At 45.6% G+C, this 23826-nt stretch carries 27 protein-coding genes; 7 read left to right on the top strand and 20 right to left on the bottom strand.

Annotation, left to right across the window (positions count from 1 at the left end; all coding sequences use genetic code 11):
• Nucleotide 1: 1 nt before the first annotated feature.
• From gatA to G9G57_RS11450, 7 genes are all read right to left on the bottom strand, one after another.
• Nucleotides 2–1459: an Asp-tRNA(Asn)/Glu-tRNA(Gln) amidotransferase subunit GatA gene (gene gatA, locus G9G57_RS11480; RefSeq protein WP_016820260.1), complete on the bottom strand. Its 1458-nt coding sequence runs from the start codon at nucleotides 1457–1459 to the stop codon at nucleotides 2–4.
• A 27-nt stretch (nucleotides 1460–1486) separates the two neighbouring features.
• On the bottom strand, nucleotides 1487–1774 hold the full coding sequence (gene gatC / locus G9G57_RS11475; RefSeq protein WP_016820261.1) for an Asp-tRNA(Asn)/Glu-tRNA(Gln) amidotransferase subunit GatC: 288 nt from the start codon (nucleotides 1772–1774) through the stop codon (nucleotides 1487–1489).
• 292 nt (nucleotides 1775–2066) lie between these two features.
• On the bottom strand, nucleotides 2067–2453 hold the full coding sequence (locus G9G57_RS11470; RefSeq protein ID WP_016324719.1) for a hypothetical protein: 387 nt from the start codon (nucleotides 2451–2453) through the stop codon (nucleotides 2067–2069).
• Nucleotides 2454–2533: 80 nt separating this feature from the next.
• On the bottom strand, nucleotides 2534–2743 hold the full coding sequence (locus tag G9G57_RS11465) for a hypothetical protein (RefSeq protein WP_031462226.1): 210 nt from the start codon (nucleotides 2741–2743) through the stop codon (nucleotides 2534–2536).
• Nucleotides 2744–2986: 243 nt separating this feature from the next.
• Complete coding sequence (locus tag G9G57_RS11460; protein ID WP_016820263.1) at nucleotides 2987–3616, bottom strand: MBL fold metallo-hydrolase; 630 nt, start codon at nucleotides 3614–3616, stop codon at nucleotides 2987–2989.
• 3 nt (nucleotides 3617–3619) lie between these two features.
• Nucleotides 3620–4189 (bottom strand): thioredoxin family protein, encoded by a 570-nt coding sequence (locus G9G57_RS11455; RefSeq protein ID WP_016820264.1) that lies wholly within the window; start codon nucleotides 4187–4189, stop codon nucleotides 3620–3622.
• A 1-nt stretch (nucleotide 4190) separates the two neighbouring features.
• The gene (locus G9G57_RS11450) at nucleotides 4191–4805 is read right to left on the bottom strand and encodes a DedA family protein (RefSeq protein ID WP_025675429.1); all 615 of its coding nucleotides are present in this window, start codon (nucleotides 4803–4805) and stop codon (nucleotides 4191–4193) included.
• Nucleotides 4806–4950: 145 nt separating this feature from the next.
• Between G9G57_RS11450 and G9G57_RS11445 the strand changes: the two genes are divergently transcribed.
• Nucleotides 4951–5274 carry a hypothetical protein gene (locus G9G57_RS11445; RefSeq protein ID WP_017425943.1) on the top strand — a complete coding sequence of 108 codons (324 nt, stop codon included), beginning with the start codon at nucleotides 4951–4953 and terminating at the stop codon, nucleotides 5272–5274.
• Between the two features lie 80 nt (nucleotides 5275–5354).
• Here the strand turns inward: G9G57_RS11445 and G9G57_RS11440 are convergent, their stop codons facing one another.
• Both G9G57_RS11440 and G9G57_RS11435 read right to left on the bottom strand, forming a co-directional pair.
• Nucleotides 5355–6569: a class I SAM-dependent methyltransferase gene (locus tag G9G57_RS11440; RefSeq protein WP_113050990.1), complete on the bottom strand. Its 1215-nt coding sequence runs from the start codon at nucleotides 6567–6569 to the stop codon at nucleotides 5355–5357.
• The gene (locus G9G57_RS11435; protein WP_016820268.1) at nucleotides 6556–7212 is read right to left on the bottom strand and encodes a DUF6483 family protein; all 657 of its coding nucleotides are present in this window, start codon (nucleotides 7210–7212) and stop codon (nucleotides 6556–6558) included. Before G9G57_RS11435 ends, G9G57_RS11440 begins: the two co-directional genes overlap by 14 nt.
• 395 nt (nucleotides 7213–7607) lie before the next feature.
• On the opposite strand from G9G57_RS11435, the gene G9G57_RS11430 reads away from it, so the two are divergent.
• Complete coding sequence (locus G9G57_RS11430; RefSeq protein ID WP_016820269.1) at nucleotides 7608–8174, top strand: pyridoxamine 5'-phosphate oxidase family protein; 567 nt, start codon at nucleotides 7608–7610, stop codon at nucleotides 8172–8174.
• A 100-nt stretch (nucleotides 8175–8274) separates the two neighbouring features.
• On the opposite strand, the gene G9G57_RS11425 is transcribed toward G9G57_RS11430, so the two are convergent.
• The gene (locus tag G9G57_RS11425) at nucleotides 8275–9069 is read right to left on the bottom strand and encodes an alpha/beta fold hydrolase (protein ID WP_113050991.1); all 795 of its coding nucleotides are present in this window, start codon (nucleotides 9067–9069) and stop codon (nucleotides 8275–8277) included.
• A gap of 88 nt (nucleotides 9070–9157) precedes the next feature.
• Nucleotides 9158–9748, bottom strand: coding sequence for a spore protease YyaC (gene yyaC / locus G9G57_RS11420; RefSeq protein WP_016820271.1), 591 nt, complete (start codon nucleotides 9746–9748; stop codon nucleotides 9158–9160).
• A 120-nt stretch (nucleotides 9749–9868) separates the two neighbouring features.
• On the opposite strand from yyaC, the gene G9G57_RS11415 reads away from it, so the two are divergent.
• The gene (locus tag G9G57_RS11415) at nucleotides 9869–10096 is read left to right on the top strand and encodes a DUF1128 domain-containing protein (protein WP_013373034.1); all 228 of its coding nucleotides are present in this window, start codon (nucleotides 9869–9871) and stop codon (nucleotides 10094–10096) included.
• Between the two features lie 158 nt (nucleotides 10097–10254).
• Here the strand turns inward: G9G57_RS11415 and G9G57_RS11410 are convergent, their stop codons facing one another.
• Nucleotides 10255–10974 carry a pirin family protein gene (locus G9G57_RS11410; protein WP_016820272.1) on the bottom strand — a complete coding sequence of 240 codons (720 nt, stop codon included), beginning with the start codon at nucleotides 10972–10974 and terminating at the stop codon, nucleotides 10255–10257.
• A 233-nt stretch (nucleotides 10975–11207) separates the two neighbouring features.
• Between G9G57_RS11410 and G9G57_RS11405 the strand changes: the two genes are divergently transcribed.
• The 4 genes from G9G57_RS11405 to G9G57_RS11390 all read left to right on the top strand — a co-directional run bounded on the left by G9G57_RS11405 (nucleotide 11208) and on the right by G9G57_RS11390 (nucleotide 13329).
• On the top strand, nucleotides 11208–11897 hold the full coding sequence (locus tag G9G57_RS11405; protein WP_164964952.1) for a phosphatase PAP2 family protein: 690 nt from the start codon (nucleotides 11208–11210) through the stop codon (nucleotides 11895–11897).
• Between the two features lie 164 nt (nucleotides 11898–12061).
• On the top strand, nucleotides 12062–12319 hold the full coding sequence (locus tag G9G57_RS11400; RefSeq protein ID WP_039276219.1) for a GlsB/YeaQ/YmgE family stress response membrane protein: 258 nt from the start codon (nucleotides 12062–12064) through the stop codon (nucleotides 12317–12319).
• A 42-nt stretch (nucleotides 12320–12361) separates the two neighbouring features.
• Nucleotides 12362–12763: a YtxH domain-containing protein gene (locus G9G57_RS11395; protein WP_016820275.1), complete on the top strand. Its 402-nt coding sequence runs from the start codon at nucleotides 12362–12364 to the stop codon at nucleotides 12761–12763.
• Between the two features lie 95 nt (nucleotides 12764–12858).
• Nucleotides 12859–13329 carry a DUF5665 domain-containing protein gene (locus G9G57_RS11390; RefSeq protein ID WP_017425948.1) on the top strand — a complete coding sequence of 157 codons (471 nt, stop codon included), beginning with the start codon at nucleotides 12859–12861 and terminating at the stop codon, nucleotides 13327–13329.
• A 114-nt stretch (nucleotides 13330–13443) separates the two neighbouring features.
• On the opposite strand, the gene G9G57_RS11385 is transcribed toward G9G57_RS11390, so the two are convergent.
• The 8 genes from G9G57_RS11385 to G9G57_RS11350 form a co-directional block, all read right to left on the bottom strand.
• A complete protein-coding gene (locus G9G57_RS11385; RefSeq protein WP_016820277.1) occupies nucleotides 13444–14403 on the bottom strand; it encodes a magnesium transporter CorA family protein in 960 nt (319 codons plus the stop codon).
• Between the two features lie 118 nt (nucleotides 14404–14521).
• On the bottom strand, nucleotides 14522–15295 hold the full coding sequence (locus G9G57_RS11380) for a sigma-70 family RNA polymerase sigma factor (protein ID WP_013373041.1): 774 nt from the start codon (nucleotides 15293–15295) through the stop codon (nucleotides 14522–14524).
• Entirely contained in the window at nucleotides 15292–15744 is a 453-nt protein-coding gene (gene rsbW, locus G9G57_RS11375; protein WP_016820278.1) for an anti-sigma B factor RsbW, read from the bottom strand. The genes G9G57_RS11380 and rsbW overlap by 4 nt, the downstream gene beginning before the upstream one ends.
• Nucleotides 15745–15762: 18 nt before the next feature.
• On the bottom strand, nucleotides 15763–16101 hold the full coding sequence (locus tag G9G57_RS11370; protein ID WP_013373043.1) for an STAS domain-containing protein: 339 nt from the start codon (nucleotides 16099–16101) through the stop codon (nucleotides 15763–15765).
• A 100-nt stretch (nucleotides 16102–16201) separates the two neighbouring features.
• Entirely contained in the window at nucleotides 16202–17872 is a 1671-nt protein-coding gene (locus G9G57_RS11365) for a response regulator (RefSeq protein ID WP_164964951.1), read from the bottom strand.
• A 19-nt stretch (nucleotides 17873–17891) separates the two neighbouring features.
• Nucleotides 17892–18761 carry a CheR family methyltransferase gene (locus G9G57_RS11360; RefSeq protein WP_016820280.1) on the bottom strand — a complete coding sequence of 290 codons (870 nt, stop codon included), beginning with the start codon at nucleotides 18759–18761 and terminating at the stop codon, nucleotides 17892–17894.
• Nucleotides 18762–18841: 80 nt separating this feature from the next.
• Nucleotides 18842–22558: a response regulator gene (locus G9G57_RS11355; protein WP_164964950.1), complete on the bottom strand. Its 3717-nt coding sequence runs from the start codon at nucleotides 22556–22558 to the stop codon at nucleotides 18842–18844.
• Nucleotides 22542–23723: a PP2C family protein-serine/threonine phosphatase gene (locus G9G57_RS11350; protein WP_016820282.1), complete on the bottom strand. Its 1182-nt coding sequence runs from the start codon at nucleotides 23721–23723 to the stop codon at nucleotides 22542–22544. Before G9G57_RS11350 ends, G9G57_RS11355 begins: the two co-directional genes overlap by 17 nt.
• Between the last annotated feature and the right edge of the window lie 103 nt (nucleotides 23724–23826).

Here is a 23826-nt window from a genome sequence, read left to right as displayed (position 1 = left end):
ATTACAGCTGCGGACGCTGCTTGTGAAATTCAGTATTTTGTTCGAATGCATGCGCTACGCGCAGTACAGAAGACTCGTCAAAGGCTTTCCCGATAATTTGTAGTCCGACTGGCATTCCATCTGCAAGACCACAAGGAATACTGATCGCCGGCACGCCAGCTAAACTCACCGGAATCGTCAAAATATCGTTCAAATACATTGTCAATGGGTCGTCTACTTGGGAACCGATTTTGAACGCGGTAGTCGGTGCAGTAGGCCCGATAATCACATCATATTGTTCAAATATACGATCAAAATCCTGTTTGATCAGTGTGCGCACTTTTTGAGCTTTCAAATAATAAGCATCGTAGTACCCGGAGCTGAGTGCATAGGTACCGAGCATAATCCGACGCTTCACCTCAGGACCAAACCCTTGCGTACGGGACTGATGGTACAGATCGAGCAGATTATCCGGATTGTCAGCGCGTACACCATAGCGCACGCCGTCAAAGCGGGCCAGATTGGACGATGCTTCAGATGAAGCCAGTAGGTAGTACGTCGCAACTGCATATTCCGTGTGCGGAAGAGATACCTCTTCCCATACAGCGCCCAATCCTTCCAGTGTTTTCAGTGCATCAAGCACCTTTTCCTTGACCTGTGGATCTACGCCTTCACCAAGATACTCTTTAGGCACAGCGATACGAAGTCCCTTCACATCTCCGGTTAAAGCGTTCAAATAATCAGGAATGTCTACCTTCGCAGAAGTGGAGTCCTTCTGGTCATAACCTGCAATGGCTTGCAGGACATAGGCTGAATCCTGAACATTTTTTGTAATCGGACCGATTTGGTCTAAAGACGAAGCAAAAGCCACCAGTCCAAAACGGGATACCAGACCATAGGTTGGTTTTAAGCCAACTACGCCGCAATAAGAAGCGGGCTGGCGAATGGAGCCACCTGTATCGGAACCGAGCGTGAAATAAGCTTCACCTGCCGCAACAGCTGCAGCCGAGCCGCCACTGGAACCGCCGGGAACACGTTCTAAATCCCAAGGATTACGTGCAGGGAAAAAGCTGGAGTTCTCGTTCGAACCACCCATGGCGAATTCGTCCATGTTCATTTTACCCAGTGTCACCGTTTGCGCTGCGCGTAACTTACCGACAACTGTGGCATCGTAAACAGGATCAAAATTTTTCAAAAACTGACTGCCACATGTTGTGCGCAGCCCTTCCGTCACGATATTATCCTTAATACCGACCGGCAGACCAAACAACAACCCTCGTTCCTCTCCCGAAACCAGCTGATCATCCAGCTGACGTGCGGATGCCCGAGCCCGTTCCTCGTCGACAGTAATATAGGCCCTGATCTTCTCTTCCCGCGCATCAATTGTCTCCAGAGCGTGCCCCACTAGATCACTCACGGAAATTTCCTTTTGATGCAGCTTGTTATGTATTTCCGGCAATGTGTTATTAAACAAGCTCAATTTGCATCCTCCTTTCAAATGTGAAATCTATTCCAGAACAGCAGGAACTTTAAACTGTCCATCTTCTTCTTCAGGTGCATTACGCATCACTTGCTCATGCGTCAAACTTTCGCGAACTTCGTCGTCTCGCATGACATTGCTGACGTGCAGCACATGAGTGGTCGGTTTTACCTGCTCCGTATCCAGCTCATTCAGCTTCTCCGCATAATGGAGAATGGCGTTTAATTGCCCTGTCATGGTTTCTTCCTCAGTCTCGGTCAAATTCAATCGGGACAGCCTGGCTACGTGACGGACATCTTCCTTGGAAATGTTCATTCTAAACCCTCCTCATGTATATATAAAAATCCAATAAGCGACTGGAATCGGATTTTGCAAAATCCTGGTATCAAAAATGTTACACCGAACTTTGAAATAACGTTTTTAATTATAGGATAGAACCCTATACAATTCAATCTTTGACGCGGTACAGAAGCAGACTGTACATCAATGAGGTAAATGTTACTAAAAGAATATAAAAAAAGCACCTCTCGGTGCTCTTTCAAGAAAACTATAGCAGCTGAAATCGTGCCCATTATATATTGTTAAAAAGAGTCGGCAACAGCCGGTCCTATATCCAAGCACGCAAATTAACTTGTTTAATAAAATCAGCCTGTGACAACAATTCTGCCGCGGTTTCTTCTTCCTCAGTCTCTACTGAATCATGACCACCGTTCATCACATGTCTGAACAGCTTCTCATTATGAGTAGCAAGGGCGTAATCTATCAGCGCTTCACGCTCAATCCGCTCGGCTTCCAGCTTGAGAATACTTTCTTCCAGCTCAATGTCCCCGGATGGTACGAAAAAATTGCGATTCACCTTCGGTACGCGAATGACATAGTCAAAAGCATTGTCCGCATTACGGTCGTAAGCAATGATATAACCATGTTCGCCCACAGGAAGATTCTGCTCAAAAGCATCCGCGACGATCATAATTCTAGCTCCTAAATGATGCATCGTTAGCCCCCCCGTTTGTCTGAACTTATCTGCTAAGTCTACTAAAAAAAAGGTAGCTTGTCTATATCATCTATGTATCTTCATAATCGACCGTCTCCACGTCCAAATCTATGCTCATTAAGCCGTATATGCCAGTTTTGCGTAGGGGTTCCGCCCTGCCGTTTCACCTTTTTCCAAGTTATGATCTTCGGTTCGGAACCTACCACAACATCTTCAATATCTACTATTTTGGGAAGACGGAAACTACCTTCTTTCTCACGGTGTACCTCATATATATGTTTTCTTTTCATTCTTGCTCCCCCTTGTGATCTGACGGCTTCATGCCTCTTTATCCTCTTAATGGGCAAAAAAAGAACGCAAACCGGGATTCATCCACAGCTTGCGTGCTTCGCGAGTTTAGTATGTAACTTCAATAAATTTATGTTAACAAAAATAAAAACCTTTGTCTATACATAATTTATATTTTGTTGTCGAATTGAGGCAAAACCTGTCACTTCTTTGATTTTGCCTCAATTAATTAACGTTTATCAAATTTACCGGATATACGGATTGTTGGCTTTCTCATAACCAATGGATGTTTTGGGTCCGTGACCACAATAGACCGTAACGTCATCTCCAAGCGGAAACAATTTATTCTGAATGGAATCGTACAAATCCCGTTCCCGCCCCCCCGGCAGGTCGGTACGTCCGACACCCTGACGGAATAGCACATCCCCGGAGAAAAGATCTTTGCCACACAAGAAGCTAACACTTCCGGGTGAATGCCCCGGTGTATGGAACACCTTGAACGTGTGCCCGATTAGATTTAATTGCTGACCTTCCGCCAAATCATATTCGGCAGGTCCTGTCGAGATCGGTGGAGAAGCCTCTGGCCACATCAGGGAGCCATTCAGCTTAGGAGATGTGAGCCAGTCTTGCTCCAAGGCGTGCAGATACACCGGGCATCCTTTCGCATTGCGAATCTCCTCCACTCCTCCAATATGGTCAAAATGGGCATGGGTCAGCAGGATAGCTTCAATGGTCAGGGATTCAATCGCTCTCAGCAAAGGTCCCGGATTCATTCCTGGATCAATAATAACGGCGCGCTGTGGATCATCCCCTTGAAGCAAATAAGCATTCGTTTGAAGTGGACCCAGATTAAAGCTGCGAATGGATAAGGTCATAAGTTAAAATCCCGAGATCAGCTCGCGTAATTCCTGAACAATCACAGGATGAACCTCGGTTCCCTCCCCATATTTTGCAGCCATTTCTTTGCGAGCAACTGCGATTTTTTCTTGATAGTCATCGGCTTCCCGATCTGGATTTTCACGTTTGAATTCGATCATAATTTGTTGGACATGTGCAGGACGTGGTCCCCAGTGACCCAGTACGTGGCCCCCAGTATCCGCAAAAATCACAATCGGCACAGCACGTCCGCCCATCGTCAGGAAGTCGTCCATCAGCGCCTGATGATTTTCCAGAATCAATACTTCGGTTGGGATACCGCTATTCTCCAGCGCACGGAACACAACTGGCACATTGCGTACTACATCCCCACACCAGTCGGCAGCCAATATAAGCACACGCAGATCATCACGATGGTTCAGGCTTTCAAAAAACTCCCGATCCTCTTCGCGGCTCCACACAAACTGATCGTATCCGGAGCGGAAGGCTTCTTTGTTCTTTTCCATGCCCTCCATAAATTGTTCAGGACTCAAGCCCTTGCCGAAATATTGCGATACGTTAGTACGACTCATGTTATACACTTCCTTTTTTGTTTTTGGCTACAATCCATTTGATTACAAAATAAATGATCAAGAGTGCAAGTGCAACCAGCAAAATGGGCTTGATGTAAGGTGCCGCTACTTCGTCAATTTGCTCCCACTTGTCTCCCAGTACCATACCTAAATATATAAACAAAACAGACCAAGGTATAATCGCCAGCGTCGTCAAAATAATAAAGCGCCATACGTTCATTCGAGCCAACCCGGCAGGGATTGAGATCGCGTGACGAACAACAGGGATAAAGCGAGCTGTGAAAATGACTCCTGTGCCGTATTTATTAAACCAGGCTTCAGCGTGGTCGACATGGCTTTTTTTGATGAGTATGTATTTCCCATACTTATCTAATACAGGTCTGCCGCCATAGCGTCCAATCCAGTAAATGAACAGTTGGGCCAGCACCCCGCCAATCGTTCCGAACACGACTGCGCCAAAAAAATTAATATGACCTGAGGACACTAAAAAACCGCCGTAAGCGAGGACAATTTCACTTGGAATGACCTCCACCATCAAGCCTAGCATAATACCAAAATACCCAAGACTACGAATGATCTCAAACAAATAATTAATGATACTAGATATATGGTCCATTTCTTCTTCCCACTCCCTGCCTGTTTCTCTATTTTCATTAGTGTATCACAGCGGCAGAACACGCCGCCACTTCGCTCAATTAGGGCGGTCAGTGACCCCAACTCCTCTGCCCGCATAAGTTGAGAGAGAGAGGAGGGGGTACAATATGCCTCCCGGCAAATTCCCCAAACATGACAATTCACAATCCCGTTTGCCCACGGCTCGCGGGATCCGCCGCGCATGCTGCAAAGAGCTGTACCGAACCTGCAAACGTCTGCCTGTTCACATTGCTCCTGATCTGGTCAAGCAGGGCGAGGAGCTATACTGCCGCAAGGTCGTCGGACACCTCATCTGGATTGCGGAAAACCATAGCAATCGCAAACTACTGTGCGACTGGTGGGACGAAGATGTCAGCGAGGAGCTCGCGGCATTGTGGAAGGTGGATCGCGATGTCTTGTGCACCGCTTTTAGAAGTGCCTATGGCGGGTAGCGGTTTGCGTACAGCAACCATGAACTGTAATCTACAAAAAAGTGGAGCCACCCCGCAGTGGCTCCACTTTCACTATATTCTTAGCTGTGTGTCTGCTTCTGCCCCGCTCCTTCGGGAAGCAAATCCGCACAAGCACGTTCCAAATAAGGATCAGCATGTATAAAATCCCGAAATGCTGTGTACTCACGCCACAGAACGGATCGTTCTCCCGCTTGGCCTTTGACAGCACGAATCAGAATATTTTTAGGTGTGTGCTCCATGTCGATAAATTCCAAGAGCTGTGTCCGATACCCCATCATATCCAGCAGCTTGGCCCGGATTCCATCCGTTGCCAGTGCAGAAAAACGCTCCTTTAAAATGCCATGGGAGAGCAAAGGCTCCAAGACCGGGTTTTCCAGTTGGCTAAACAGCTCATGCTGGCAGCACGGAACTGATAAAATGACAGACGCTCCCCAGCGGACAGCCTTTTCCAGCGCTGCATCTGTTGCTGTATCGCATGCATGCAAGGTAACGACCATATCCACCTGCTCCAATTCATTGTAGTCTGCGATATCTCCGACCAGAAACTCCAACTGTCGATATTGCAGCTTTTGCGCCAGAACATTACAGGTTTCAATAACATCTGCCTTTAAGTCCAAACCGACAATCTGCAAAGGTCGTTTTTGCTGTACCGCCAAATAGTGATACACGGCAAAGGTCAAATAAGACTTGCCACAGCCAAAATCCACAATCGTCAATGGACGGCCTACCGGAAGGCTGGGTAATACATCCTGCACCATTTCGAGAAAACGGTTGATTTGACGGAATTTATCGTATTTGCGGGCCAGTACCTTACCGTCCTCATTCATAATCCCCAGCTCAATCAGAAAAGGAATACGTTCTCCTTCCTCAAGCACATATTGCTTTTTGCGATTATGAGACAGATCGGCTTTACTTTTGCTCGGTGACTTTGTCAGAATGGATACTTTATATTTTTTACTGATCAGCACCTGATAGTCTGCATCCTTGGCACATAGAAGTCCTTGGCGGAATGTGTCCTCAAACAAGGCAGTCATGCGCTCATTAGCTTCGTCAGGGGTCAGATTTTCATGAATGACTTTGTTGCTGTAATGAAAGGCAAACTGGTAATGCAGTTTGTTTTTCAATTCCACAGGTTTGATTTGCACTTTAGTAAAAGAAGCATCCTCACGCTTGCGCAGCTGACTCAGCGTTGCTGTTATGAGGGAGCCTCCCGTGGTCAATTGGTATACAAGTTCGCGCAGTGAATCCAAAAGGTACATCTCACTTTCTTTCATGTAATTGGGTGATCTCGGACAAACCCTCGATGATTTCCCGGCGTGAAATTCCACCCCGCTCTAGCTCTGCATCGGTCTTATCCAGTAACTGACTGTAAAATGCCTCTGCTTCCGATCCCAGCTCTGGCTGCTCCCATGCCAATCCAAACCAGACATCGGCGGCCTGGTCCAGTCTGTTTTCCCGCTCATAATGAACAGCCAGTAGCTTGCTGGTTTCAGGAGAAAGCTCATATTCATGAACCAGTTGTACGATACACGCTATTCGTTCAGGCAGGACCTGTAGATCACGATTCGCGCCATTCAGATCGCTGTACAAATATAAATGAAGAGATTTCATTAAAATTCGTATGCCCTCGTCTATTCTGCTGGTCTCCATGTATATAACAGCTTCTTCTTCCAGAATGCGAGCCACTTGCTGAAGCTCATCCGCTTCCATCCCAGGGCCCATTCGGAAAAGCTCAATAATTTGTTCTGGCGGCAATCGTCTGAGCAAATCTGAACGAAGGCGAAACTGCTTGTTGAGTAGGTCATCTAGCTGTTTTAGCGCTTCGACGTGTTTATTTTCACGCCTCAGACCGAGCACTGATGCTACTGCTGATGTCAATTCTTCCATCATACTAAGCAAATAATCTTTTCTAAGCAAGCCGTTCCCTTCCTTTCATCCTGATGCCTAGAGAACCAGCAACCCTGTCCCTTCTGATTGTAAGACATCCTTGTCTAAAAGCCAAATGCCGCCATCATGGCGTAATCCTATTTAGTACAATTACAAATCATTTATAGCATCAATGATCCGGCACTCAGAAAATCACGTATGACACGTAACATTTGGGTAGCACAATGTTTTGTAGCCGGTCATGTAATCAACTTCAAATACAAGTATTCGAAAATTTGATATTGATTCTCCGTTAGCCTCATGTTATTTTTGTTTCATAAGAAACAAAAATAATCGTTGTAATGCATTAAATCACAAAATAAAATATAATATTTATTTTCGCAAGAAACAAAATTGTGCATTAATTACAGGAAGGATGTTGAAGTATGGGAAAACAATTTAGTTCGATACTACCGGAATATAAGGAGTTCATACAGCGACAACATATTTTCTTTGTAGGATCAGCACCTGTATCTGAGACGGGGCATGTGAATATTTCCCCCAAGGGATATAATTCTTTTCGTATATTGTCAGATCATAAGGTAGCCTATCTCGACTTGTCGGGAAGTGGCAACGAGACAAGCGCACACATTATAGAGAACGGACGGGTAACCATCATGTTCTGTGCATTTGAAGGCGAGCCCTGTGTATTAAGGCTCTTTGGTACTGGCACAGTCGTGCTGCCCAACACAAAGCGTTGGAATGAGCTGTATCCTCTCTTCAATCCACTGCCTGGAGCAAGACAAATCATTGTTGTAGATGTTCATATGGTGCAACATTCATGTGGTTTTGCAGTTCCCTTCATGACTTACACGAGCGAACGGGAAAAGCTGAAGGACGTAGCGATTCAGATGGGCGAAGAAGCACTTAAAAAGTATGCATACGAAAAAAATTTAGAAAGTATTGACGGTTTGCCGACAGCGTTTGCCTTGAACAAAAACAATATGACTTAGGCATTTTACACATCAACCGATATGAAGCAACAAGTCAGCAAAAAACCGGATCTCTTCTGTTACCACATCAGAAGGTTCCGGTTTTTAGACTTACCCTACTCTACTTTTTCAAGTTCTGGTCCAAAAATGACAAGATGGCATTCGCTAATAACTGTGGTGCTTCGAACAAGCTCATATGTCCAGACTGCGGTAGGGTAACCTGAGTTACTCCGGCCCGATCTGTTGTAAACGTCCGGGCTGGAGGAACCGCCTGATCCTGCTCCCCTGCTACTAAAAGAGCTGGCAATGCAGAAGCCGACAGCACATCCCGACGGTCCGGGCGCTCGCGCATAGCCAGTGATGCTCCTACGGCTCCTTGTGGAGGTGTTTTGTAACCAATTTCTTTGACTTTGAGTAGTTGGTTTGGCATCGACTCCACATGTTCAGGAGCAAACAACCCCGGTACGAGTCCATCTACAAAGGTTGTAATTCCTTCCGTTTGAATGGTGGATACAGCCTTGTTCCGCTTTTCTTTACCTTCGTCCGTATCTGCATAAGCCGTCGAATGAATCAATCCAAAGGCCGTAAGACGCTCTGCATGTCTCTGGGCCGCGGAAAGGGCCAAGTAGCCTCCTAGGGAGTGACCAAACCATGCAGTCTGAGGAATGTCCAATTGTTCCTGAAGTTTAAGCACATCGTCTGCCATTTGATCAATCGTATAGGCTCCGAGTGGAGCATCGCTGCGTCCGTGTCCACGCAAGTCTGGAACAATACAACGATAGCTTGGGGATAGCAAGGGAACAACCTCATCCCAATAGGAGGAGCTTCCGCAAAATCCGTGCAACAGAATGATCGGATCTCCTTTTCCTTGTTCGGCATAGCAGATCGTCGTTCCTTCGCATAATACCTTTTCCATGTGGAACCCTTCCTTCTCTGTATATAATCTATTGGTTCTGAATATATTAGTGAGTAGAACATGCTGATGTATATTATTAAGCAGACCATCAATATCTGAAACGGTAGCCCGCTGGAAAATCTTGCGAAGCTGTTTTTAATCCAAATTCACAAGCCGCTGCATCTGCAATATATGCAGCCATCGTCATGACCAGGTGAAGCGATGTCATCTGGAGTGTCCAGTACGGTTTGGGACTGCGCTCATTCACAATCGCTGCCACGCTATAATGCCCGACGGACGGCAGAGACAGCCCGACCGATCGCGCAGGGGTTAGCGGTTCACGGGCAACAAGGAACATTCCCGTTGAGCCATGCTGTCCAAGACAAGCATCGATGGCGATCACATGATGATCTTGGGGAATACGCTCCAAGTATGAAACCAGATGATCCGCATCACAAGGCTCCGTCATGGTGCCAATCACATGCGGAAAGCCTTGCTCCTTGAGCATGGTGCCTACCAGTGGCCCGAGTGAGTCACCCGACGAGCGATCTGTACCGATACATACAAAAGTCAACTTATCTATAGCGTGCTGATGTTGAATTTCTCGGAAAAACGGTGCGAGTCCGTCGCGATCTGTTTTCTCTACATTAGATTCTACGGGCGAGCGACCAGATGTGGAAGCTCGATTATACAAAGACAACTTTGTCCATCCTCCTTCATTCAGTTGTATATCGGTAATCTGGCTATCAGTACATTCTACAACAAAAACATGATACAATACAGGCAACTTCCCCTGTTATGAAAGGATGGAACATTAACGATGGATTTGTCTGTACCGTCTCATGCCAACATTGAGTATATGATTGAGGGCATTAAAACCAAGCTTCGTATGGCGAGTGGTGCTGCTATGCAGGCTTCCGCTTTCTCGCTAGAGCAATACGAGGACATCCATGATGTCTACGATATGGTAATCAGCAAGCCTAACCTCAGCATTTCAGAGGTTGAAGCCATTGTCTCCGAACTGGGTAGATTGCGTAAGTCCTCGTAAATCAGCTTGTAGGACAGACAGCTTGGCTATTTTAAGTTTGTCACCACAAATAAAGCTCGTATCTCCGGTCGTCTTAACAGACGCGCAAGGGATACGAGCTTTATTTTTTTGATGCATATACGTATTTTCATCCACTTCTTTCTTTACGCATGGATGCTTCAAGGCAAATCTACTAATACCAGTTCAGATACTTCCTCATTCCCTGTAGCTAGTATCTTTAATGTACAGTTATTCTGAATTCGCGCGGCATCGCCAGGTTTTAACTGAAATTCCCCATCCTGACACGTAACTTCGACATGACCGCTAATGATATAAATGTGAGTGCGGCGCTCTTCTTGCTGAGGATATTCAAGCTGCTGTCCCTTTTCCAATCTGCTCAGATACAGATTTATATCCTGTGCAATCGACAGCGCTCCCTCCACCTCTGAACCAGACACTACGGGCTGAAGTCGATTTAGGCGTTCACTGTGCTTGAATCTTTGTACCTGATAAGAAGGCTGAAGACCAGGACTCTCGGGTAGAAACCACATTTGCAAAAAACGAACCGGTTTTTCATCCCCAGGATTTCGCTCCTCATGTTCAATCCCAGTGCCTGCACTCATAACCTGAATCGAGCCGCTTTTCAGATCCTGTTCGTGGCCCAAGCTGTCGCTATGATGCAAAAGGCCTTCAATTACATAGGTGACGATTTCCAAATCATGATGCGGATGTCTTTTGAACCCTTGCTGCGGTTTAAGCTCATTATCATTATGGGCTAGCATACATCCAAAATGGGCATTGCTCGGATCTTCATAATCTGCAAACGAAAAGCTAAATTCACTATGAATCCATCCCTTATTTGAGGTATGTCTCTCTGCTGATGTCACTATTTTAATCATCCTTAACACCTCCATGGATTCCAGTTCCGTAAAGCAGCCCTTACTTCGTGATTCCTAATCCACTTCCGGCCCTGGCATTGACAAACGCTGTAATACGATCCCTTTACCCCGCACTTATATGCGTCAATCAGCCTATTGTCTCTGTCAGGTTTTGCTCTCCCGTTCATTATTCGTTAAGTTATATAGTACACAAAATGAATCTATCACAGCCATAAGGAGGCGATTTACTACATATGCTATCCCAAGAACCTCAACGATTCCGATTCTTACCAAGCTATTTGCGTCGCAGTCTATCCGCATCTATGATCATGATCGCTGTCTTACTTCTCATTGCCTATTCAGTAAGATGGATTGGCACAGCTCCTTTTCTATATTGGGATGAGCGCATTCAAGATATTGTTTTTCCGAACACGGCTGCTGCTCATTACCGACTGCTTCCCGTCGCTATATTCATTACATCGTTAGGCTCATTCCGCATATCATTACTGATAGCAATCGGTACCGCAATCTTGTGCTGGGTCTATCTCCGCTCAAAAGCGTATTCCTTTGCCATCCTAAGCAGCTTTACGGCGATGTGGGTGCTAAATACGATCATAAAAGAATTTTTACAACGGGAACGCCCGTCTCTTCAACATTTGGTTGAAGCAGGAGGTTACAGTTTTCCCAGCGGTCATGCGATGATTTCCATGGGATTTTACGGAATGATATTTGCCATTTGGGCTATAGAACGAAAGGTTCATAAGCGTACATTCTTCCTTCCGTGTGTTCTTGGTGCATTGCTCATTCTCTTGATTGGCCTCAGCCGTGTATATTTAGGAGTTCATTTTCCTACCGACATTGTAGGTGGCTATATTGCAGGTATGATCTGGCTGATATTTACCGTTCCCGTGGTCTATTGGCGAGCGCGTCTGTGGGGTTCCTAACCTTCCTCTCTCCCCCGCCCATAAAGCGCTCTAAGATGGTTTTTTGTTTCACTCAGGGTTACAACGTTTATATACGAAGTAAGCAAGGCGAAGAAATAACGAAAGCTCAGCATTCATCAAAAACATTATCGTTGTGTGAACTCAGGATAAAGGAGGCGATCCTTGTGTGGGGAATTGTCCTAAGTATTGTAATGGCTATTATTATCGGATTGATTGGCGATGCACTGGCTGGTCATGAAATGCCTGGCGGCATTGCGGGCTCTATGATTGCTGGCTTTGTAGGAGCTTGGCTCGGTGCCATGATTCTAGGAGACTGGGGTCCAGTCATCGGAGATTTTGCAGTCATTCCAGCCATACTTGGAACCGCATTGTTCGTGTTCTTGCTCGGACTTGTGTCCAAGCTATTAAGAAGGGCTACCTAACATTTATATATATTTTTTATTCTATAAAAGGAGTGATATATCATGAGTAACATTGACAATCAAAATATGGCAAGCACTTCAGGTTTTGCAAAGGGTTTATTCATTGGAGGTTTGATTGGTGCTGCGGCAGCCCTGCTATTCGCTCCAAAGCCAGGCCGCGATTTGCGTAGCGATCTGTCCGAAAAGATGACTGTTGTCTCCGATAAAACCAAGGATGTTGCATCCGTAGTCAGCAGTAAAGCGACGGATTTGGCCAAAACCGTTTCTACCAAAACAGCAGATGTAGCCAAAACGGTAGCCGAGAGCAAAGACAACATCGTATCCAGCGTAACTAAAGCCTCTGCGGATGTTGCTAATGAAGCGGCTAAAGCAGATAAAGAAGTTATGGATGCAACTGCTCAGGCAGCCAAGGACACTCAGAAGCAATTAAATGCAAATTCCTAATACGAATACATTCCGATTACAACCAAAATGAGCTCCAAACACTGAACAGCCAGCATGCAAGAAGCTGGCTGTTTTTAAATGATAGAAAGGCTGGGATGACAATGAACAAACCAAGCTCCTATGGAGATGATCTTGCTCGGAACAACAAGAGAACCTTTCACCCCCTACAGACACAAGATCAACCAGACAAGGTTTCATCCAAGCAGACCTCACCTACTCATGTTAAAAAGCATGATCATGAAAGAGATTTTGATGTGGATGAACATCCTTTTGAGCTACGCCATGAGGTCAAGCGGCTTAACAAACGTCTAGATCAAATCGCAGATACATTAGAAAAAGCAGAATTCAAAGATATTATAGAGAACTACTCCAGTACGAAAAGAAGAATTATTAGTAATCTGACGGCTGGGATTTCAAGGGGTCTTGGCCTTACACTGGGTACAGTGGTCGTACTCGCCTTACTCGCTTGGTTGCTTAGCTTCCTGGTGCAGTTAAATCTTCCAGTCATCGGAGATTTTATCGCCGAGTTGTTAGGATATATCAAAATGAGCCAAGGTACTAAGTGATTGTCTTCTATCTCATATAAAAACGATCCATCGAACCGGTAATGAGCTCCTAAAATGCCCCCGGTTGTGATGGATCGTTTTTTGAATGCACATTGTAACTGCCGTAAGTAGCCGCTACAATTTGTTACGCTTGTTTGTTTTTAATAAATCTCCTGTCCATCCCTTCATCATCAGCCAGCCGTACATCCCCGCCATACTTAACAGAGTAGCCATAATCACGAAGGTAAAACCCCAGCCTGTTTTGATCCAAGGCAGATTTTCAAAGTTCATGCCCCAGATAGCGCCCACTACAGTGGCCGGCGTAAATACAGCGGTCACGATCGTGAGTGTCTTCGTAATCTCATTGCCCCTAAATGCGGAAATGGCGTCATCAATGGAGATTAGTGTGTCGATTTCCTTCTCATAATGGCGGAATAGTCCCTCCATCCGAGTCACACGGTACAGTAACTGCTTAAAAAAGCGATTTTCCTCCAGCTTATCCAGATAGGCTTCGCGGGAAGCCGTGACCAGCTCTGAAAAAGGGATGAACATATTGCTCCAATACAACAGCTCGAAACGCGCATTCAATATAGAATCCATCAGCGTACGTGCGTTCCTTTTCTCCATGTCCTCTTCCAGTCTTCTCAGGTTGATCTCAAACTTATCCATTCCCGTATGAAAATAATGAAGCACAGCTCTCGCCAATACGAACATGCCATCAGCCGCATCCTCACACTGTTGCAGCATGGTTTGGCGTTCTGGGGTATGCATAATTTCGCGGGTATTTTGGTCCAAATTTAAGGTCACTAGCTTCTGGTTTAGAACTAGAAAATAAAACTTGTTGCAATTGCGCTGACTGTCGATCTCTTCTTGAACGGAGTAGATCAACGATCCGCACATCAACGGCTGATTGCCATCTGGAAAGCGTACAGAAATAAAGCTGGATGGAATGTCCTCTACCTTATCCAGCCACTCTGCGGCCTCTGGGAGCTTCTCCTTCAAGTGCTGTATGACCGAATCCTGCCAGTCCGCAGCACAGATGTCCCACCATTCCCATCCTCCACGAAAGGTAGAAATCTGTTCAAATGCTGTCATGGATTCCATCCTTTCTTTGTTTTTTCCGCTTTATAAAAAGGACACGCTTCCCTAATTGGAATAACGTGTCCTTACGATGGGACGTCAAATATTATAAGCCATGAATTCAGCGATCTTGTCATGAAATAGAGGAATTAGACATAATCTGCTTCAACTTTTCTGTTGCCCGCTTCTGAATACGGGAAACGCTCATCTGCGATACGCCCAACGTCTGCGCAATCGCACGTTGAGATTGACCATCCTGAAATGCCAGAAGAAGCACTTTCTGTTCCTGCTCTTTCAGTTGGCTTAAGGCCTGCTGAAGATCCATCCGTTTTTCCACCGTGTCAAAATCGTTAGCATCTGAGCTAATAAGCTCACCTAACGTAGCTGCACTCTCTTCCTGGGATAATGGCGAGTCCAGTGAAACATAGTGGTAGCATTCGCGACCTGCAAGCACCTCGATCGTTTCCTCAACGGTAAGGTCCAAATACTCCGCAATCTCGTTCACATTGGGTGAGCGTTCTAATTTGACGGTCAGCTCATCAATCGCATGTTGAACAAGCGCTCCCTTTTCCTTGATACGGCGAGGGACCTGTATGTACCAGGATTTATCGCGTAAATAATTCTTCATATGTCCCAGCATACTTTTCATAGCGTACGGCTCAAATGGGATACCCAAGCTGATATCGTATTGCTGGAGCAGACGTATCAAAGCCATCTGACCGGTCTGATATAAATCCTCGTATAAGTCCGGGCGGTTACGGGATATCTTCCCGGCAGCCATCTTGACCATAGGCTCATACTTGCGGATCAGCACGGTAGCAATTTCGTTATCTTTGGTTTGCTGGTACTCCCAGATTAGACCAACGGCTTCATCCATCGACTCCGGGGGAGTTACCTTTTCATTCATACTCTTTCCTCACTTCTGGTCAGACGCTTTACCAACACCACTTCCGTACCTTTTCCTGTCTCATTCAAGATTTGAACATCGTCCATAAGCGCCTGCATGAGATAAAAGCCTAATCCGCCGATTTGCGCATCATTTAACTCCTTGTCATGCAAGGATGCGATACGAGACGGGTCCTCCACACGTTCAAAGCTCTCCCCTTCATCTTTGACACGAATGGACAACGAAGCTTCGTCAAATTCGAATGTTACTTCCACGACTCCTCCCTCATGACCATATGCATAAAGGACAGAGTTATTACAGGCTTCCGATACAGCCACTTTCATGTCTTCGATATCCTCATAAGAGAATCCCATTTTAGCGGCAATACCATATAAATTTAATCTTACAATATCAACAAAGTCAGCTGTGGCCGGCAAATTAAGAACTACTTTTTGAATTTGAGCATTCATTTCTTTTTCTTTCCTTTCCTATTGGGAATTCTCCTGGGGGGCAAAGAATTTGGCAATACCGGTCATATCAAACAGTTTTTGAATCTGAGGCGGTACCTCTTGAACCGTAAACCGGGACTCCATCCCATGCCTTGCTTTTAAAATGGATAGCAAAATACCAATGCCTGTGCTGTCAATGTATTTAAGGTCTCTCAAGTTAACAATCAAATCCTGGCTGGATTCCCCCACTAAAGGCTCCATGACCAGACGGAAATCAGGTGCTACCGAAAGGTCTAATTCTCCACTCAGATACACGGTATTTACACCATCAGCTGTTTCTGTGATCGCATTGAACTTCTCATTTTTATTTGTATTCATAGGCCTACTCTCCCAAAAAAAGATTTCCCTACATACTAACCCAATATACGAGCGTTTGAATCACGTTATAACTTTTTATACACCTGTCAAATAACACCAGCTAAGCTTCATTGATTCGATCTTTACCTGGCTGCATTTGAAAATGGTCTGGAGAATGCCGGAGCAACGCCTGTTTTACACTGCTGATTTTAACGGGCTTACTAATGTAATCGTTCATTCCAGCTTCAATACATCGGGGCTGAATTCCCTCCATGACGTTAGCCGTCATAGCGATGATCGCAGGTTGAGATCTCCCCGCCAACTGTTCACGTACTCTACCCGTACACTCCAGGCCGTCCATTACAGGCATCTGCAAGTCCATAAAGATATAATCGTAATCCTGATTCGCAGTGACCATATCAAGCGCCTGTTGCCCATCTGCTGCCACGTCTGAAGCCAAACCAAGCTTATCCAGTATATTGACCATCAGCTTCTGGTTGATGGGATGGTCATCCACAACCAGTACAGGTCTACGGGTTTGGGGCTCCTGTTGTGGAATTTCCCAATCGTGGCTGGACTCCCCCTCCAGTTCATTTTCCTTGGCAAAGCCAAGCTTCATTGTAAAATGAAACGTCACACCCTGTTCTCCACTCGTATCCACACGGATATCTCCGCCCATCATATTCACTAAGGTTTTGCAAATAGCGAGTCCTAGACCTGTTCCACCATATTTGCGTGTCATTGAAGAATCCAGTTGGGAAAAAGGGTGAAATAGCCTTCCAACCTTGGCAGGATCAATACCAATCCCTGTATCTTTTACAGAAAACTCAACCGTAAGCCCATTGTCGCTACGCTCTTTAACCGATGCGAAGACATATACCCCGCCTTGGTCTGTAAATTTGACGGCATTGGACACCAAGTTAATCAGTACTTGACGCAATCTGCCCATATCTCCATATAACACGGGAGGCAACTGTTCATCGAGAAAATAAACCAGCTCCAAATTCTTGCGGTTCACCTCTACCGTAAACAGGCTGAAAACTTCCTTGATACAGGAAACCAAATCAAATGGATATTCCTCAACCTCCATCTTGCCTGACTCCAGCTTGGTAAAGTCCAGAATATCATTAATGACCGCGACCAGCGCGTCTGCACTGCGGCGGATGATATCGGCATATTCCTGTTGATCGTTTTGCAGCTCTGTCTCCATCAGCAGATCAATCATACCAATGACACCGTTCATAGGTGTGCGAATCTCATGGCTCATCATTGCCAAAAATTCGGTTTTGGCATTGGCAGCAATCTCTGCCGCCTCCTTGGCGGCAATCAGTTCGCTGTTCATCTTTTCCAGCTCCTGCGTCTTCTGATGAAGCAGCATGGACTGTGTTTTCAAGCGCTTGTTTGTCAGATACATTTGTACGAAGCCTTCAATTTTGGACTTGAGAATTTGAGGGATGAACGGCTTCACCATATAATCAATACCGCCCGCTGAGTATCCCGCAAACAAATGCTCCGCTTCCTTGCTGTTAGCTGAAATGAAGATAATCGGAATATCCTTCGTCTTCTCTCTGGCCTTGATTAGCTTTGCGGTCTCAATTCCATCCATACCCGGCATTTGCACATCGAGGACAACAAGTGCAAATTCGTCTTTTAATAGACATCGCAACGCTTCTTCCCCTGATGTGGCCTTTACCAGATTATATTGTTCACTCTCCAGCACTGCCTCAAGAGCGAGCAGGTTCTCAGGTCTGTCATCTACCAGCAATATATGAATCGGTTCATGAAGCCCCATGGAATCCTCCTAAGCATCTCTATTTAATCTTCCGGTATATTTTCTCTACCCGGTCCAGCGGCTCGTAGGAATCACTATAATCGGTGAAATGTATGGATTCCTTGGCCCCAAGCACCAACACACCAAAATGACTCAAGCTATCATAAAACAACCCATGTACATGGTTGCGAAGTTCATCGTTGAAGTAGATCATAACATTCCGGCAAAAAATCACATTGAACTCGTTAAAAGACCGGTCTGTCGCTAAATTGTGCTCAGCAAAAATAATATTTTTTCGTAAAAAGGGATGAAACATCACCGAATCATACTTGGCTGTATAATATTCAGAGAACGATTGTGTGCCCCCAGATTCCAAATAATTTTTGGTATACAGCTTCATTCGGTCGATCCCATATACGCCTTCTTTCGCTTGCTGTAAAGACAGGTTATTCATATCCGTCGCATAAATACGGGCCTTATCATATAAGCCTTCCTCATGCAGCAAGATTGCCATTGAATATACTTCCTCACCTGTGGAGCAACCTGCATGCCATATTCGGATATACGGATACGTTCGTAAAATAGGAATAATTTTTTGCCTGAAAATTAGAAACAGCTCCGGATCGCGAAACATCTCGGTCACCGGAATAGAAAGACTCTGTACCAGTCTATCGAAGGCACTGCGATCATGCAGCACCTTCTCCTGAAGTCCTGATATCGTACTTACATTCTCGGACTGCGCATGATAATAAATACGCCGCTTGATCGAAGGCAGAGCGTAATTACGAAAATCGTAGCCGTACAGCCGATGTATACCTTCCAGCAACAGCTCAATCTCAATCATTTCCCGCTCATTGTCATTCGATTTCACTTCATTAGCAGCATTATCCGCCATATCCTTCGATGTCATAATCTCTCTCCAATTCCTAAATAGGTTTTGCCTGCACCGCTCTCAATCATGTGTCGTTTTATATTACCCATTTTTTTGGGTTACGAATACAACCACACTCGCATTAATGATAAAAGCTGTTCGGTTTGAATCGGTTTTTTTACATAATCGGAAGCGCCTGCCTCAATACACTTGGAACGATCATCTTTCATCGCCTTGGCTGTCAGGGCAATAATAGGCAGCTTCTCGAATTGTGGCATTAACCGGATACGTCGCATCGCTTCATATCCATCCATTTCCGGCATCATCATATCCATCAGCACCAGATCAAAATCAGGTGTCTGTTCGAGCATTTCCAGTGCTTCCCTTCCATTTTCAGCAAAGGTAACCTCCATGCGATAGCTTTCCAGCACACTGGACAGAGCAAATACATTACGAATATCATCGTCTACCAACAATATTTTTTTGCCTTCAAACAGCTCTTCCTTGTTATAAAGCTTCTGCAAAATTTTACGTTTGTCCTCAGGAAGATTTGCCTCCACCCGATGCAAGAACAATGTAGTCTCATCCAAAAGTCGTTCCGGTGATTTGACATCCTTAATAATAATGGACTCTGCATATTTTCGAAGTTGTGTTTCTTCCTTACTATCCAGATCTTTGCCTGTATAAATAATGATCGGCAGATCGGTGAGCTGCTCATTTTCCCGAATGCGGTCCAGCAATTCAAAGCCTGTCATGTCACTCAACATCAGATCCAGTACCATGCAGTCATACCGCTGGGTGGCCAGCTCGTTTAGTGCTTCTTTACCTGTCGATACCGCCGTAATGGCCACATCATCATGGTCGATGAGCTCAATAATGGACTTGCGCTGATTATCGTCATCCTCAACCACAAGGAGGCGTTTTACCATTTGGTCCGTATACGACTTTATATGTGAAAATGCCTTATCCAGACTCTCCTTCGAGGAAGGCTTTTTGAGATAAGCAATTGCGCCCATCATCAAGCCCTGCTTCACATCATCTATGACTGAGATAACATGTACTGGAATATGGCGTGTCGACGAATTGCCTTTCAGCTCGCCCAAAATGGACCAGCCATCCATCACAGGTAACTGAATATCTAATATAATAGCGTCGGGCAAATAGGAATGAGCCATGTTCAGCCCATCGTCTCCTTTGAGAGCAATCAACGCCTTAAAGCCCCGACTACGGGCCATGTCGTACAAAATATTAGCAAAATTAATATCATCCTCAATAATCAGCAGCACTTTATCCTGCGGGGTAATCTCGTTTCGGTCGTCACCCGGATGTATGTCCTCCGCTCCGCTCTTCGCAGGTATCTGATACACAGGTAAGCGTTCAGCTGGCATAATCATTGGAAGATCTGCTTCCGCTGAAGCAGCGGCGCCTTCAAAAGCCGGAGGCACATCTGCACTGTTAAGCGCCTCTCTCGAATGAGAATCCATATTCTTTTCGGTAGGCGTTTGTTCCGGCAAATACAGTGTAAAGCAACTGCCCTGTCCCTGCTCGGATTCGACTGTAATGGCACCGCCCAACAATTTGGAAAGCTCACGGCTGATCGACAGCCCCAGCCCTGTTCCCCCGTATTTTCGGCTAGTCGTACCGTCTACCTGCTGGAAGGCTTCGAAGATCAGATCTGTCTTATCTGAAGCAATCCCGATGCCGGTATCACGCACAGATAGAGCCAGATAGGATTTTCGTGGATTTAGCATACCCGGAAGCTGCTCTCCATTTGCCCGAGATACCTTGAAACTTATAGAACCTTCCGTGGTGAACTTGAACGCATTGGACAGTAAGTTACGTAAAATTTGTTTGAGACGATAACCGTCACTTATAATAGCATCTGGCAAATTCTCTTCGATTTCGGTATGCAGTTGAAGCTCTCGTTTGGCTGCGACTGGAGCAAAATTCTGTTCTACAAACAGCTCCAGTTCCTTCAAATGGACCGTTTCATGGTTAATATCCATTTTTCCAGCATCCACTTTGGATAAATCCAGAATTTCATCAATCATTTTCAACAAATCCGCGCCCGACATATAAATGGTTTGTGCATATTCAACTTGTTTGGGCTTGAGATTGCCTTCCTTGTTCTCAGACAGCAGCTGAGAAAGAATAAGCAAGCTATTTAGCGGAGTACGCAATTCATGCGACATATTGGCCAAAAACTCGGATTTGTATTTGCTTGTGATCCCAAGCTGCATCGCCTGTTGCTCCAACTGGGCTCGTGCACGTTCGATCTCATCGTTCTTTTCTTCCACTTCTCGAACCTGTTCTTCCAGTGCTCTCGTTTTAGCAATCAGTTCAGTATTAAAATGCTCCAATTCTTCCTGTTGACGCTGTAATAATTCCTCGGAACGCTTAAGCTCCTCTGTTTGCTGCTCCAAATTCTCGTTAGAACGCTTGAGCTCTTCTTGCTGAGTTTGCAACTCTTCGGACTGGCATTGCAATTCCTCGGTAAGTGCTTGTGATTCGCGCAACAGTTGCTCAACCCGCATCCGTCCCTTGATATTGTTCAAAATGATTCCCAAACTCTCCACTAACTGAGCAAACAGCTTCGTTTCCAGATCACTGAAGCGGTCCAGTGACGCTATTTCCACGGCACCAATGCATTCATCATCGAACATAATAGGGAAAATCATAATTCCAACTGGCTTACTTTCTCCTAAGGCGGAGCCAATGGACAAGTATCCTTCAGGTGCCTCTGTGATCAAGATTGGCTTACGATCCAGAACACACTGTCCAAGCAAACCTTCGCCCACCTGGATAGCGTCTCTGATCGAGCCTTCGCCAGTCACCTTTGCATAGGAGCCGTATAACTTGAATCGATTGTCTTCTACCTCTTTTCCTTGCAGGTAGATGGCTCCATAGCTGCCCCCCAAAATGGGTGTAAACTCACTAATGAACATCTGAGCAACCTGCTCCAGTGAATTCACACCGCGAAACAGCTCAGTCAATCGAGCAGTATTGGCATTAAGCCAAGTTTGGTCCTTCTGCGTTTGAAGGACGGAATGCTCGAATTTCCTTTTTTCATCCAGGTCTCCAGCCAATTGTTGAAACACACGAGCAACCTCTCCGATTTCATCTTTGGAGGCCACACTCATCCGGCTGATAGCCCTGTACTTTCCCTTGCCAAAACCGTTCATCATGAGGTTAACGGTATTTAGACCTTTGGCAATGCTAGGAAGCACCCACAAAATAACCAGTAAGCCCATCATCAGACCGGCCGCCATCAGGATTGTGGTAATCTGCACAGATTCCTCATAAGCCTGATTGGCCTGCTTCATATCGTTATCAATTTCCCGGTCTTGGAAAACAGCTAGGGTATTAATGCTGTCCATTGCCTCCTCTTGAGCAGGCAGACCCGTGCTATTACGGAAAGCATTAGCTTCCTCAATACGATCTTGCTCCAATAAGGAAACGAGTCTCTCTTCATAGTTTAGATAATCTTTCCAGGCGACAGCCACCCGGTCAATCTGCTGTTGCTCTTCACTCGTACCGGAATCCGTTTGCAGACTAGCCAGCACTTTTGTTCCAGTAGCAGAAATATCATCCATCTCGCGCTTGGCCTCGCTGACAGAGGAGCCTGGATTCAAGATCAGATTGGCCATGACTTTAGCCATATCGTTCACCTGTCCGCGTATAGCCGTTGTTTTCCGGACCTTCACATATCGTTCTTGGTAAACCTGGTTCAGCTGTTCATTCAAGCTCCCCATCCGGTCATAGCTGATTAGCGTCAGCACAAGGAGGATCGCCATAAGCGATCCAAAGCCAATCAGCAGTTTATTTCTGATTTTCATGCAAGCTCTCTCCCTCTTTCAATGAAATCCAGATCAGGCACTTATCATCATCGCGATCCTGCGGCCCCTCGTTACGAAAAAACGCATCCAGCATCGCTTCTTCATTCCATTCCTCATACTTGCGCAGACAGGCAGTCAGATACTCCAATTGTTCCTCATATTCACCTTCTACCGTCTCCAGCAAGCCATCTGTATACAAAGCGATATGCCCAGTTCCTTCGTAATAAATCGTGTGCATCTCTGCATCAATTTTATCAAACAATCCGACCGGACTACACGCACGGTCTAATTTGGTTATGCTACCGTCCTGATTGAACAGCAAGCCGGGAGGATGCCCTGCATTTACATAGTCAATTCGCCGTGAACGAGTATCAATCACCATATAGATCGCCGTAAAATAATACTGTACCAGCTGCTTGCCCAGGTCCAGTTGATTAAAACGACGATTCAGCTCTTGTATGACCTTCTCCGGCTCCACATACGTGGTCACCGTATCCTTGAGTACAGACGCAATGAACATGCAAAACAAAGAAGAAGAAATGCCATGGCCCATCATATCGAGCAAAATGATGGCATATCTCCCTTCTCCTAGCGGATACCATGAATATAAATCTCCCGCCAGTTCAAAGGAAGGCTGGTACAGTGCATTTGCTTGCAACATAGGGTCCTGAATGGCAGGACTCAGCACCGCCTGCTGCACCATCGCAGCCAGTTTCAATTCATCCTGAATTCGCTGATCCCGGTCCTTATGCCAGTCCTTTTCCTGCTTGAGACGCAAGGCAGATCGAATACGAGCCATTAGCTCTACCTTGTTAATCGGCTTCGTGACATAATCGACGGCTCCCACATCCAAGGCTTCGGCCAATTTTTTAGAATCGCCTACAGCGGTAACCATAATTATCGGAATATCTTTTAAATGTTCATATTCCTGCACAATACTGCAAGCCTCAATGCCGTCCATTTCAGGCATCATCATATCCAGCAGCACCAAATCAATATCCGAAGGACGGGGGCGAAGACTAATGGTACGGTCGCCGATTCCCAAATGTTCCAGCATTTCTGCGGCCGAGCTGGCAGAGATCACATCGCGATAATTTTCTTTTTTTAGTATTTCACGAATAATAATGACATTCGTTGGATTATCATCAACAATTAGAATTCTCATTGCTCTCTCCTTATCTGTAACCCATGTATTATACTATACCTGCTTATGGGGCAACACCCTTGTTAATTAGAAATAGCGTTTCCGTAAGCAGGCATTCCAAAAA

The organism is Paenibacillus sp. EKM211P (assembly GCF_011066175.1).
GTDB classification, from domain to species: Bacteria; Bacillota; Bacilli; order Paenibacillales; family Paenibacillaceae; genus Paenibacillus; species Paenibacillus polymyxa.
This window is presented reverse-complemented; position numbering and strand designations above follow the sequence as displayed.